This is a genomic window from Aeromonas sp. SER (assembly GCF_038739615.1).
Taxonomy (GTDB): Bacteria; Pseudomonadota; Gammaproteobacteria; order Enterobacterales; family Aeromonadaceae; genus Aeromonas; species Aeromonas jandaei.
The window spans coordinates 82,164-95,262 of record NZ_JBCGFC010000006.1; the positions used below are offsets into that span (position 1 = coordinate 82,164).

At 59.3% G+C, this 13,099-nt stretch carries 8 protein-coding genes; 2 read left to right on the forward strand and 6 right to left on the reverse strand.

Translation table 11 applies throughout. The annotated features are described in order from the left end of the window. Positions 1-7: 7 nt before the first annotated feature. Positions 8-2,260, reverse strand: a complete 2,253-nt coding sequence (locus AAHA41_RS10945) for a patatin-like phospholipase family protein (RefSeq protein WP_201908685.1) — start codon at positions 2,258-2,260, stop codon at positions 8-10. 233 nt (positions 2,261-2,493) lie between these two features. On the opposite strand from AAHA41_RS10945, the gene AAHA41_RS10950 reads away from it, so the two are divergent. Then, on the forward strand, positions 2,494-4,404 hold the full coding sequence (locus tag AAHA41_RS10950) for a methyl-accepting chemotaxis protein (RefSeq protein WP_323068611.1): 1,911 nt from the start codon (positions 2,494-2,496) through the stop codon (positions 4,402-4,404). Between the two features lie 156 nt (positions 4,405-4,560). On the opposite strand, the gene lpdA is transcribed toward AAHA41_RS10950, so the two are convergent. The 5 genes from lpdA to ampD all read right to left on the reverse strand — a co-directional run bounded on the left by lpdA (position 4,561) and on the right by ampD (position 12,502). Further along, on the reverse strand, positions 4,561-5,988 hold the full coding sequence (gene lpdA / locus AAHA41_RS10955) for a dihydrolipoyl dehydrogenase (protein ID WP_033115370.1): 1,428 nt from the start codon (positions 5,986-5,988) through the stop codon (positions 4,561-4,563). A 164-nt stretch (positions 5,989-6,152) separates the two neighbouring features. Then, entirely contained in the window at positions 6,153-8,030 is a 1,878-nt protein-coding gene (aceF, locus tag AAHA41_RS10960) for a pyruvate dehydrogenase complex dihydrolipoyllysine-residue acetyltransferase (RefSeq protein ID WP_323068613.1), read from the reverse strand. Positions 8,031-8,149: 119 nt separating this feature from the next. Beyond that, positions 8,150-10,810, reverse strand: a complete 2,661-nt coding sequence (gene aceE, locus AAHA41_RS10965; RefSeq protein ID WP_323068615.1) for a pyruvate dehydrogenase (acetyl-transferring), homodimeric type — start codon at positions 10,808-10,810, stop codon at positions 8,150-8,152. Positions 10,811-10,889: 79 nt separating this feature from the next. Continuing rightward, positions 10,890-11,654: a pyruvate dehydrogenase complex transcriptional repressor PdhR gene (gene pdhR, locus AAHA41_RS10970; protein ID WP_043851593.1), complete on the reverse strand. Its 765-nt coding sequence runs from the start codon at positions 11,652-11,654 to the stop codon at positions 10,890-10,892. A gap of 278 nt (positions 11,655-11,932) precedes the next feature. Further along, a complete protein-coding gene (gene ampD / locus AAHA41_RS10975) occupies positions 11,933-12,502 on the reverse strand; it encodes a 1,6-anhydro-N-acetylmuramyl-L-alanine amidase AmpD (protein ID WP_323068617.1) in 570 nt (189 codons plus the stop codon). Between the two features lie 123 nt (positions 12,503-12,625). Here ampD and AAHA41_RS10980 point away from each other — a divergent pair, with 123 nt between their 5' ends. Beyond that, positions 12,626-13,096, forward strand: a complete 471-nt coding sequence (locus AAHA41_RS10980) for a retropepsin-like aspartic protease (protein ID WP_106843510.1) — start codon at positions 12,626-12,628, stop codon at positions 13,094-13,096. Positions 13,097-13,099: the final 3 nt, after the last annotated feature.

Genomic DNA, 13,099 nt, shown 5'->3' on the forward strand with positions numbered 1-13,099 from the left:
TTATCCATTATTGGAACGTAGTGCCCAATTGCAGATAGAAGACGCCATTCCCCTCCTCCGCCATGCCGTAGCCGAGGAACACCGGGCCAAGGAAGCTCTCGACCCCCACATAGACGGAGCCGGCGGTGAAGGAGCTGTCAAAGCTGATATCTTCACCCTTGTCCCACACCCCGCCCTGCTCGAGAGAGCCGCCCAGATAGAGCGGCATCTTGAGGGCACCGAAGTCGTTGTCCGCCACCCGGTAGATGTAGCGCAACCCGCCAAACAGGCTGTAGCGACCACTCAGCTGATAGCGCTGGAAGCCGGAGAGACGGAACAGCCCACCCAGATCCTGGATATAGAGCGGCAGCGCCTCCTGACTGCTGGAACCACCGCCCTCCAGCATCAGGTTGAGGCTGTGACGCCCCCATGACCAGGGCTTGATCATGGAAAAGTTGTAGTTCCACCCCTCGTCGCGGCTGCTCTGATCCTGCTCTCCGCCGGAGAGATTGACGTGGGAATAACCCAGCTTCATATCCCACTTCTCGCCCGAGTAGGGGAAATAGAGGCTATCCAGGGTATCGTGCTCAAAACGGATGAAGGGCCCCCATGCGGTGGCATCCACACTGGTATTCTTGAAGTTTTTCAGATCGATATTGCCCACCCGCCCCTCAAGCCCCGTGTAGATACGGCTCCATGGCTGGCTGTTCCAGCCAACGGCCAGATCGGAGCTAAAGAAGGAGTAGTCGCTGTCGAGGTAGTTGAATGTATCCGGCTCGGAGCTGAAGATGCGGCGCTGGGTCTTGTCATAGGCCAGGCTTGCCTCGCCAAAGAAAGTCTGGGAGGGCTCCAGCGGGGTATAGAAGTCGGTCTTGATATGTTTGGCCGTGCCAAGAGAAGCCTCAGTCAGCCACTCCCCGCCCCAGTTGTTGACGTTGGTGAGGGTGTAGGACATGCCGACGTTGTAGTTGGAGGTGTTCTCGAAATCATCGGAGAAGCCAAACTGGAAGTTGAGGTAACCCGGCCCCCAGTTCTTCTCGCTGGCATCCACCACCAGCACGTTCTCGCCATCGCGCTCATCCACCTCGTAGGTGATGCGGTCAAAGGACTCCAGCGCATAGAGGCGGCGAATGCCTGCCTCCAGACTCTCGTTGGTCTGGATCTTGTCCGGTCGCACATCCAGCATGGCGCGCACCGTCTCGTCGGAGAGGCGCGACTTGTTGATGATCTCCACCTTGTCGATGTAGTAGGCGGGCAGGCCGCTGCGTTCGGCACGGCGACTCAGCTTGCGGTTGCGGTACTCGTTGTAGCGCTCCTTGCTCAGGGAGAGCTTGTCGAGTTCCAGCGACACCTTCTCGGCCGCCGCCTCGCCTATCTTGATCCCCTCCGGCATCCGGGCAAAATCGGCGATCCCCATGTCGCCAAACTCGGGAGTGAGCAGGATATCCTTGGGCCCCAGCAGCGCCTTCTGCTTGTCGGTGCCGACCTGGGTCATGTAGGTAGTGAGCTGATCGATCATGGCAAGGCCGGACTTGAGGGACTCGCGGGTGCGCAGCCTGGCACTGATATCCACCGCGATCACCACATCGGCTCCCATTGCCTTGGCCACGTCCACCGGCATGTTGTTGACCGCACCGCCATCGGCCAGAATCCGGCCATCCCACTCCACCGGCTTGAGCGCTCCCGGAATGGACATGGAAGCCTGCATCGCCTTGGCCAGACTGCCGTGATCGAGCACGTAAGGGGTGACCGTCTCCATATCGGTTGCCATGGCACGATAAGGGATCGGCAGATCATCGAAGCTCTTCAGCGCCGGCAGGTTGGAGGTGGCTGTGCGCAGCAAGCTGGCCATGGATTGGCCCTGAAAGAAACCATCCGGCAGCTGAATGGTGTCGCCATTGACGCCGATATCGGTGCGTAGCTGATACTTCTCGGTCTGCTGCTTCTTGCGCAGGGAGAGCTCATCACGGCCCACTTTGTCCTGATAACCCTTGTTCCAGTCGATGGCCAGCGTCGTACGCTCCACCTCCTCGGCGCTAAGCCCCATGGCGTACATGCCCGCCACATAAGAGCCCATGCTGGTGCCCACTATGATGTCGACCGGGATACGCTTCTGCTCCAGCACCTTGAGGATACCGATATGGGCCGAGCCCTTGGCGCCACCACCACTGAGCACCAGTGCCACCTTGGGGCGGCCACCATCAGCGGCCTGCACCAGCAGCGGCATGGCCGCCAGCATAATCAAAAGCAGTCGGGTCCATCCCGCACGAACGCTGCGCATCATATTTTCCATCTTGTTCAGGAAGCCGGTCACCAGAGATGGCCTCTACTATAAGGGGCCGGAGCACAAGCGCAACCGGCATTCCGGCCAATTCAGCCTCTCCCGGATCTATTCGTCCGCCAGCCCCTTGTGAGCGCAAACGCAATCCATAAATAAAGGGCCGAAAGGCTCATGGGTGCCCCCTCTCTGCCGCTAATATGAGAGTCGTCAATCTCTATCTTTCGGGCACTTATATGCTGGCAACCCTGACCCTCAAACAGAAAATTCTGGCCACCGTCACCCTGGCCGTCGTTATCTCCTGCCTGCTGGTGGGCTACTTCAGCCAGCGCGCAGCTCAGCAACTGATCGAAAAGCGGATGTTCGAACAGGAGCTGCCCAACCTGACCCAGCGCATCAGCAAGGAGATCGAGCAGGATCTCAACGGTATCGCCCGTGCGGCACAGCAGCTGGCCACCGACCGCTTTATTCTCGACTGGGTGGATCGGGGCATGCCCAAGGAGCAGGAACCACTGCTCATCAACCAGCTCAAGGATGTGGCCAACCAGTACGGGCTGGTCACCGCCTCCTTTGCCGATCGCCAGACCGCGGCCTACTACAACCAGGATGGCTTTCTGCGCAACCTCACTCCGGCTCAGGATGCCTGGTTCTATGACTACACCAAGAGCCAGAAGGAGATGACTCTCAGCATCTTCCGCGAGAGCACCGGCGAGATGAAGCTGTTCGTCAACTTCCAGCAGCTCAATGGTCGCGGACTGGCCGGCTTTGCCAAATCTCTCGACTCCATGGTTGCCATGGTGTCCAACTTCCGGCTGGAAGATAGCGGCATCGTCTTTATGGTCGATGGCAGCGGCAAGGTGAAATTGCACCCCGATGCCAGCCGGATAGAGCGTGACAACCTGAGCCAGCTGGCAGGCAGCGACAGTGGCAACCTGCTGGCCAAGCGCCCCTTTGCCGTGATCAGCGCCGAAGTGAATGGCGAGCCCATGGTGCTGGCCAGCAGCTATATCCCGCTGCTCGACTGGTATCTGGTCGTCCAGGTACCGGAAGCAGAGATCTACGCCGAGCTGGATCAGAACCGCAACCAGATCCTGATGATCTCGCTGGTCATCGCACTCGCCATGGGGGCCATGGGTATGCTGCTGGCGGGCTCTGTCAGCCGCCCGCTCAACGAACTGGCACGTCTGTTCAAGGAGCTGGGCAGCGGTGATGGCGATCTGACCCAGCGCCTCAAAGTGGAGGGCCGTGACGAGCTGAGCCAGGTTGCGACCGGCTTCAACAACTTCGTCGCCAAGATCCACGGCTCCATCGAGCAGGTGGCAAGCAACTCCCGCCAGCTGGCCACAACGGCCAACGAGGTGGCCAGCAAGGCCCAGCTGACCCAGCACAACTGTACCGCCCAGCGCGACCGCACCGTACAGGTGGCTACCGCCATCCACGAGATGGGGGCCACCGTGAGCGAGATTGCCGGCAACGCCTCGCTGGCGGCGGATGTCGCCAAGCAGGCCAATGATCAGGCGGATGCCGGGGCCCACGTCGTGGCACAGGCCCGCCACGGCATCGTCGGCCTCTCCGGGGAGATCGAGCAGGTCGCCGGCGTGATCGAGTCGCTGGCCAGCCAGACCGACTCTATCGGCAGCATCCTCGAGACCATCCGCAGCATCTCGGAGCAGACCAACCTGCTGGCGCTCAACGCAGCCATTGAAGCGGCTCGTGCTGGCGAACAGGGCCGCGGCTTCGCTGTGGTGGCCGACGAGGTGCGCAACCTCGCCAACCGCTCCGCCGCCTCTACCGCCGAGATCCAGGAGATGATCAACCGGCTGCAGGATCAGAGCGCCCGAGCCGTCAGCGCCATGGCCCAGGGCCGCAACCAGAGTCTGGAAGTGGTAGCACAGGCCGATGAAGCCAACGCCGCGCTCGGCCATATCACCGCCCACATCACCCAGATCAACGACATGAACATCCAGGTCGCCACCGCGACCGAGGAGCAGTCGAGCGTGGTCGGCGAGATCAACCGTAACGTGGAGGATATCAACCAGCTCACCATGGAGACGGCCGATATCGCCCACCAGCTCACCGAATCGAGCCGCAGCCTGCAGCAGCTCTCTGCCCAGCTGGATAAACTGGTTGGCAACTTCCGGCTATAAACGGGGCCATCAGGCACGATAAAAAGGGCGCTACGGCGCCCTTTCTCATGTGCAAACTCAAGCAGGAAAAAACAGGACAGGGATGTCTTTGATATCTAATGACCAAAAACAAAAAGCCGCTCGATTGAGCGGCTTTTTCATGAAGCGGACAGAAGATTACTTTTTCTTCTTGGCCTTGGCGTTCGGCAGGTCGGTGATGGAGCCTTCGAACACTTCGGCTGCCAGACCCACTGACTCGTGCAGAGTCGGGTGAGCGTGGATGGTCAGTGCGATGTCTTCGGCGTCGGCACCCATCTCGATGGCCAGACCGATTTCACCCAGCAGTTCACCACCGTTGGTACCCACGATGGCACCACCGATGACGCGGCCGCTCTCCTTGTCGAAGATCAGCTTGGTCATGCCGTCGGAGCAGTCGGACGCAATGGCGCGACCGGAAGCAGCCCACGGGAAGGTGGCCACTTCGAAGTTCAGGCCCTGTTGCTTGGCTTCCTTCTCGGTCAGACCAACCCATGCCATCTCTGGCTCGGTGTAGGCGATAGACGGAATCACTTTCGGGTCGAAGTAGTGCTTCTTGCCGGCGATGACTTCGGCGGCAACGTGACCTTCGTGCACACCTTTGTGCGCCAGCATCGGCTGACCAACGATGTCACCGATGGCGTGGATGTGGGCCACGTTGGTACGCAGCTGCTTGTCCACCTCGATGAAACCGCGCTCGTTAACGGCAACGCCAGCCTTCTCGGCATCCAGCATCTTGCCGTTCGGCACACGGCCTACGGCAACCAGTACGTTGTCGTAGCGAACCGGCTCGGCCGGAGCGTGCTTGCCTTCGTAGGAGACGTACAGACCGTCTTCACGGGCTTCAACTGCGGTGACCTTGGTCTCCAGCATGATGTTGAACTTCTTGGCCACACGCTTGGTGTAGATCTTGACGATATCTTTGTCGGCAGCCGGAACCAGCTGGTCGGCAAATTCCACCACGTCGATCTCGGAACCCAGAGAGGAGTAAACGGTACCCATCTCCAGACCGATGATGCCGCCACCGATAACCAGCAGTTTGCCGGGAACGGTTTTCAGCTCCAGCGCATCGGTAGAGTCCCATACGCGGGGATCGTCGTGCGGAATGAACGGCAGCTTCACCGGACGGGAACCGGCCGCGATGATGGCGTTGTCGAAGGTCACGGTGGTCTTGCCATCAGCGCCTTCAACTTCGATGGTGTTCGGGCCGGTGAACTTGCCGAAGCCGTTCACAACCTGAACTTTACGCATCTTGGCCATGCCAGCCAGACCGCCGGTCAGCTGGTTGATAACCTTCTCTTTCCACAGACGGATCTTGTCGATGTCGGTCTGCGGTGCACCGAAGACGATGCCGTGCTCGGCCAGCGCCTTGGCTTCTTCAATCACTTTGGCTACGTGCAGCAGGGCCTTGGAGGGAATGCAACCCACGTTCAGGCAGACGCCACCCAGGGTGGAGTAACGCTCGACGATAATGGTATCCAGACCCAAATCGGCCGCACGGAAAGCAGCGGAATAACCGGCAGGGCCAGCACCCAGTACTACGACCTGGGTTTTGATTTCTTTACTCATCATGACCTCTTTGTCGTTCTTGTATCCCCGGACAGCGCAGTCTTATGCCTTCTTTTCCTTGCAAAACAAGAGGCCGCTGCAGCCGTGAAAAAAACGGGGCAAGTTTACGATCATGTTAATGAAATGAGAAGTAAAAAGGGCAGGCTCTGGGCCCGCCCTCTCACTTACAGGACCAGTCGACGAATGTCGGACAGCACGCCATTCATGGTGGTGATGAAGCGAGCTCCATCGGCACCATCGATCACGCGGTGGTCGTAGCTCAGAGCCAGCGGCAGCATCAGGCGCGGAGCGAACTCTTTGCCGTTCCACTTCGGCTTCATCTCGGACTTGGAGACACCGAGGATGGCTACTTCCGGCGCGTTGACGATCGGGGTAAAGCTGGTACCGCCGATGCCACCCAGGCTGGAGATGGTGAAGCAACCGCCCTGCATGTCGGAAGCGGTCAGCTTGCCGGCACGGGCCTTCTTGGAGATCTCGGCCAGATCGCGAGACAGCTCCATGATGCCCTTCTTGTTAACATCGCGCACCACAGGCACAACCAGACCGTTGGGGGTATCAACCGCCACACCGATGTGGATGTACTTCTTCATGATCAGCTTGCTGCCATCTTCGGACAGGGAGCTGCAGAAGCGCGGGTGAGCTTCCAGCGCCTTGGCGGCGGCTTTCAGGATGAACACCAGCGGGGTGATCTTCACGTCGGCCTTCTGCTTCTCGAGCATCGCGTTCTGCTCTTTGCGGAACGCTTCCAGCTCGGTGGTATCGGCTTCGTCGAACTGGGTGACATGAGGGATCATGACCCAGTTGCGGTGCAGGTTCGGACCGGAGATCTTCTGGATGCGGGTCAGCTCGACCTCTTCCACATCACCGAACTTGCTGAAGTCTACTTTCGGCCACGGCAGGACGCCCAGACCGTTGCCACCGGCTACGCCGGCAGAGGCAGGAGCGGACTCGGCACGCTTGATGGCATCCTTCACATAGGCTTGTACGTCTTCTTTGACGATACGGCCCTTGCGACCGGAGGCTTTCACCTTGGCCAAGTTGACGCCGAACTCGCGCGCCAGACGGCGTACCGCCGGAGAGGCGTGTACGTAAGCGTCGTTGGCAACGAAATCGGATGAGGCTGCAGCCTGAGCAACCGGAGCCGGAGCAGCAGCAACGGGGGCAGCAGCGACCGGAGCGGCAGCTTGAGCAACCGGCGCGGCGGCAGGAGCAGCGCCAGCCACTTCGAATACCATGATCAGGGAACCGGTGGAGACCTTGTCACCCGCCTTCACCTTGATCTCTTTGACCACACCGGCGAACGGCGCAGGCACTTCCATGGAGGCCTTGTCACCTTCCACGGCGATCAGGGACTGGTCGGCTTCAACCTTGTCACCCACGGCAACCATGATCTCGGTGACTTCCACTTCGTCGCCACCGATATCCGGTACGTTGACATCTTTCGCGCCAGCAGCAACCGGGGCGGCGGCAGGAGCGGCAGCCTGAACCGGTGCAGCAGCAGGAGCAGCGCCAGCCACTTCAAATACCATTACCAGAGAGCCGGTAGAAACCTTGGCGCCAGCGGCAACCTTGATCTCGACCACGCGACCGGCGAACGGTGCCGGCACTTCCATGGAGGCCTTGTCACCTTCCACGGCGATGATGGACTGGTCGGCTTCAACCATGTCGCCCACGGCAACCATGATTTCGGTGACTTCTACTTCGTCACCACCGATGTCCGGTACGTTGACATCTTTGCGAGCGGCAGCGACCGGTGCGGCGGCCGGAACTGCAGCAACAGGAGCGGCCACTTCTGCAGGAGCAGCAGCGCCTTCGGCTTCGAAGATCATGATCTGGGAACCGGTGGCAACCTTGTCGCCCACCTTGATCAGGATCTCTTTGACGATACCGGCAGACGGGGCCGGTACTTCCATGGAGGCCTTGTCGCCTTCTACCGCGATGATGGACTGGTCCAGCTCGACCTTGTCACCCACGGCCACCATGATCTCGGTGACTTCAACTTCATCGGCGCCGATATCCGGCACCATAATCTGTTTGGACATTGTGCTTTATCCTCTTGCGTCGATCCGCGTGACTGGCTGATGCCGCCACGCACATCTCGCGTTAACCGTTTTAAACCCTAGCAGGGTCGCGCCGCATGACGGCGCGACCCTTGATCCACTTACGCGTACAGCGGGTTGATCTTGTCGGCATCGATGCCGTACTTGGCGATGGCATCGGCCACAACCTGCTTGTCGATCTCGCCACGCTTGGCCAGCTCGGTCAGGGCAGCAACCACCACGTAGAACTCGTTCACTTCGAAGTGACGACGCAGGTTGGCGCGGCTGTCGGAACGGCCGTAACCGTCGGTACCCAGTACGCGGTAGTTCTCGGTCGGAACGAAGGCGCGAACCTGATCGGCGAAGGACTTCATGTAGTCGGTCGCAGCGATGGTGGCTTCGGAACCCAGCACCTGAGCGATGTACGGTACGCGAGCTTCGGCTGTCGGGTGCAGCATGTTCCAGCGATCCGCGTCCTGACCATCACGAGCCAGCTCGTTGAAGGAGGTGACGCTGAACACGTCGGAGCCCACGCCATATTCGCTTGCCAGGATCTGGGCAGCAGTGCGCACGTGACCCAGGATGGAACCACAACCCAGCAGTTGCACTTTCGCCTTGGCACCGGCGACGGATTCCAGCTTGTAGATACCCTTGCGGATGCCTTCCTCGGCGCCTTCCGGCATGGCCGGCATGGCGTAGTTCTCGTTCAGGGTGGTGATGTAGTAGAACACGTTCTCCGGGTTCTCACCGTACATGCGGCGCAGGCCGTCCTGTACGATCACTGCCACTTCATAGGCGTAGGACGGGTCGTAGGAGATGCAGTTCGGGATGGTGCCGGCCAGGATGTGGCTGTGACCATCTTCATGCTGCAGACCTTCACCGTTCAGGGTGGTACGACCGGAGGTTGCACCCAGCAGGAAGCCACGGGCTTGCTGGTCACCGGCTGCCCACGCCATGTCGCCGATCCGCTGGAAGCCGAACATGGAGTAGTAGATGTAGAACGGGATCATCGGGCAGTCGTTGGTGCTGTAAGAGGTCGCAGCAGCCAGCCAGGAGGACATGGCGCCCAGCTCGTTGATACCGTCTTGCAGAACCTGACCCTGCTTGTCTTCCTTGTAGTAGGAGACGATGTCGCGGTCTTGCGGGGTGTACTGCTGACCGTGCGGGCTGTAGATACCGATCTGGCGGAACAGACCTTCCATACCGAAGGTACGGGCTTCGTCAGCTAGGATCGGAACAATGCGCTTGCCGATGGACTTGTCTTTCAGCATCACGTTCAGGGAACGCACGAACGCCATGGTGGTGGAGATTTCGCGCGCCTGTTCACCCAGCAGCGGAGCGAAGGCATCCAGCGCCGGGATTTCCAGCTTGTCGGTGCTCTCGCGCAGACGGGTCGGCAGGTAGCCTTTCAGGGCCGCACGACGAGCATGCAGGTATTTGTGCTCTTCGCTGCCCGCTTCGATCTTCAGGTAAGGCAGGTCGGCCAGCTGCTCGTCGGCCACCGGCAGGTTGAAGCGGTCACGCAGGTGACGCACGGAGTCCAGCTCCATCTTCTTGACCTGGTGAGCGATGTTCTTGCCTTCGGCCGCTTCGCCCATGCCGTAACCCTTGATGGTCTTGGCCAGGATAACAGTCGGTTTGCCCTTGGTCTGGGTCGCCTTGTTGAATGCAGCGAACAGTTTGCGAGGATCGTGACCACCGCGGTTCAGGGCGAAGATCTCCTCGTCGGTCATGTCTTTGACCAGCGCGGCAGTTTCCGGGTAACGGTTGAAAAAGTTCTCGCGGATGTAGGCACCGTCGCGGGACTTCATGGTCTGGTAGTCACCGTCCACGGTCTCGTTCATCAACTGGATCAGCTTGCCAGAGGTATCTTTGCGCAGCAGCTCATCCCACTTGCGACCCCAGATAACCTTGGTCACGTCCCAGCCGGCGCCGGCGAACAGGCCTTCCAGCTCGTTGATAACCTTGCCGTTACCGACAACCGGGCCATCCAGACGCTGCAGGTTGCAGTTGACCACGAACACCAGGTTGTCGAGCTTTTCACGCACGGCAACAGTCAGGGCACCTTTGGCTTCCGGCTCGTCCATCTCGCCGTCACCCAGGAAGGCGTAAACGGTCTGCTCGGAGCAATCCTTGATGCCACGGTCGGTCAGGTACTTCAGGAAGCGAGCCTGATAGATGGCAGCGATGGGGCCCAGACCCATGGATACGGTCGGGAACTGCCAGAAGTCCGGCATCAGTTTCGGGTGCGGGTAGGAAGGGATACCCTTGCCATCCACTTCCTGACGGAAGTTGTCCAGCTGCTCTTCGGTCAGACGACCTTCGGCGAAGGCACGGGCATAGATACCCGGGGAGATGTGACCCTGGAAGTAAACCAGGTCACCACCATCCTTCTCGTTGCGAGCACGGAAGAAGTGGTTGAAGCAGACATCATAGATGGTCGCAGAAGAAGCGAAGGAAGACATGTGACCGCCCAGGTCCAGGTCTTTCTTGGAGGCGCGCAGCACGATCATCATGGCGTTCCAGCGGATGATGGCACGAATGCGGCGCTCCATCTCCAGGTCGCCCGGGTAGCCCGGCTCTTCGCTGGACGGAATGGTGTTGATGTAATCGCGGTTTGCCTTGGCAGCCACGTCCACACCGCTTGCGCGGGCTTTCTCGGCCAACTGTTCAAGGATGAACTGAGCGCGTTGGGGACCCTCTTCACGCAGCAGGGATTCCAGAGAGGCAAGCCACTCCAGCGTTTCTATCGGGTCCACATCGTTCTTCAGGATATCAGACATGGCTGGTTCCTATTTTGTTGTGATTGCACGGCATTGCACGGCGAAGGGCGCAAGCATTCGACAATAAAGCCTTGTGGGATTAGTTTTCCTGCTGACGGATCCGACGCATGGATCGCTGGATCCGGCTGTCTTCCCTCTGCATATCCAACAAGGTGTCCTCGATAAAGGCCAGATGCTCATGACAAGCTGTTCTGGCCCGCTCCGGAGCCCCCGACAGGATGGCTTCGATCAGATTCGCGCGATGGCGTCGGATCTTGGCTACCACTCCCGGGCGGCGATTCAAAATCTCGTTATTTCTCAGAATGTTCTGCTCAAGCATCGGGCTCATGGCCCGCAGCAGATGCAGCAGCACCACGTTGTGGGACGCCTCGGCCACCGCCAGATAGAACTGGGTAACGGCTGCCGATTCGGCCACCAGCGAACCTAACTGGCCCGCCTCTTCGATGGTGGTCTGCACCTGACGAATGCGTTCGAAATCAGCACTGGTACCCCGCAACGCAGCATAGTAGGCACAAATGCCTTCAAGCGCGTGACGAAACTCCAGCAGGTCATACTGGGCTTCCGGGTGAGTGCTGAGCAGTTCGAACAGAGGATCGGCGATCCCCTTGCTCAGGGCATTCTGCACATAAGTGCCACCGCCCTGACGGCGATAGAGCAACCCGCGAGCTTCAAGTCGCTGGATGGCTTCGCGCAGGGATGGGCGCGATACCTGAAACTGGATGGCGAGTTCGCGTTCGGGAGGCAATTTCTGCCCCGGCTGCAAACTTCCTTCCAGAATCATCTGTTCCAGCTCGGCGACAATGGAGTCGGCTAACTTGGGTTGCGTAATCTTGCGATAGGGCATGAGGCTACTTTGTTAAATTGGTATTACCAATTTCATGAATGGGGCGAAAATTAGCAGAGGCCTTGTCAAAAGTCCACTCAAAAGATGATCTGAATCAAGAATCACCACCACCCAATAAGAGGTAAAGCGGGGTAAACATGATTTGGCTCATAGAAATTGGTCTTACCAATATTCTTGAGCAAGCTCACAAATAACATTTGCGCAACCACAAACAAAAATGGCCTGCCATAGAGGCAAGCCATTGATTTTAAAACCCAAACTAAATTTGAATATTTACTTTAACTATTGAGCATCTCGCGGAAGCGTGACCACTGAAAACTCTCCCCCGGATCCGTTTTACGCCCAGGTGCGATATCGCGATGGCCGACAATTTTTTCCATGGTGACCGCCGGGTAACGGGCGGAGATGGCTCGGGTGAGCCCCGCCAGTGCGAAATATTGCGCATCTGTATAGGGGATTTCGTCCGTCCCCTCCAGCTCGATGCCGATGGAGAAATCATTGCACGCCTCCCTCCCCTGCCAACTCGATACCCCGGCGTGCCAGGCGCGCGCGCCAAACGACACATACTGCACCAACTCGCCATCGCGGCGAATCAGGCAGTGGGCCGAGACCCGCAGCTGATGGATACCGGCAAAATAGGGGTGAGCCTCGGGATCAAGGCGTCCCATAAAGAGATCGTCGATAAAGGGGCCGCCAAACTCCCCCGGCGGCAGGCTGATGCCATGCACCACCAGTAGGGAGATATCGTCCGGCGCGGCCCGTTCGTTGTGATGGGGAGAGGGAACCCGGCGAGCCTGCTGGCACCAACCGGCATCATCGATGGAAAAAATGGGGTCAGAATGGGTCATCGGCTACTCGATACGAGTTGAACAGAAAAGCGCGATCCGAGCTGGCATCTTGTCACCAAGCCGCTGAATCAGTGGAAAATTGTGTGTTAGGCTGAGTCATCTTCCGCTCGCAATGGATGGGATATGCAGCACACGGCACGCTGGATGTGGTTACTGGCCTGGCTCTCTCTGATGGGTCTGCTGACCCTCTATTTTCACTCCCGCAGCCAACCCAGCGTCACTGCCAGCGGCGAACTGTTGCTGCAAGCCGACCAGGGCGGCCACTATCGTCTGGAGGGTGCCATCAACGGCCACCCGGTGCAACTGCTGCTCGATACCGGTGCCACTCGTGTCACCATCCCGCAGCAGGTTGCCAAGCGGCTGGGTCTGACAGCCCGCGGCAGCAGCCAGGTCAACACGGCGGCGGGTCAGATCCGGGTCGGCAACGGCACCATCGAAACGCTGGCGATGGGGCCATTGACCTTGTACGATTTGGCCATCTTTATCAATCCGGCGGCTGAGGGCGACGAGGTGCTGGTTGGCATGAACGCCCTGGGCCGGCTGGAGCTGGTTCAAAAGGAGCGGCAACTGCTGCTCAGACCCTTACAGGAATAAGGC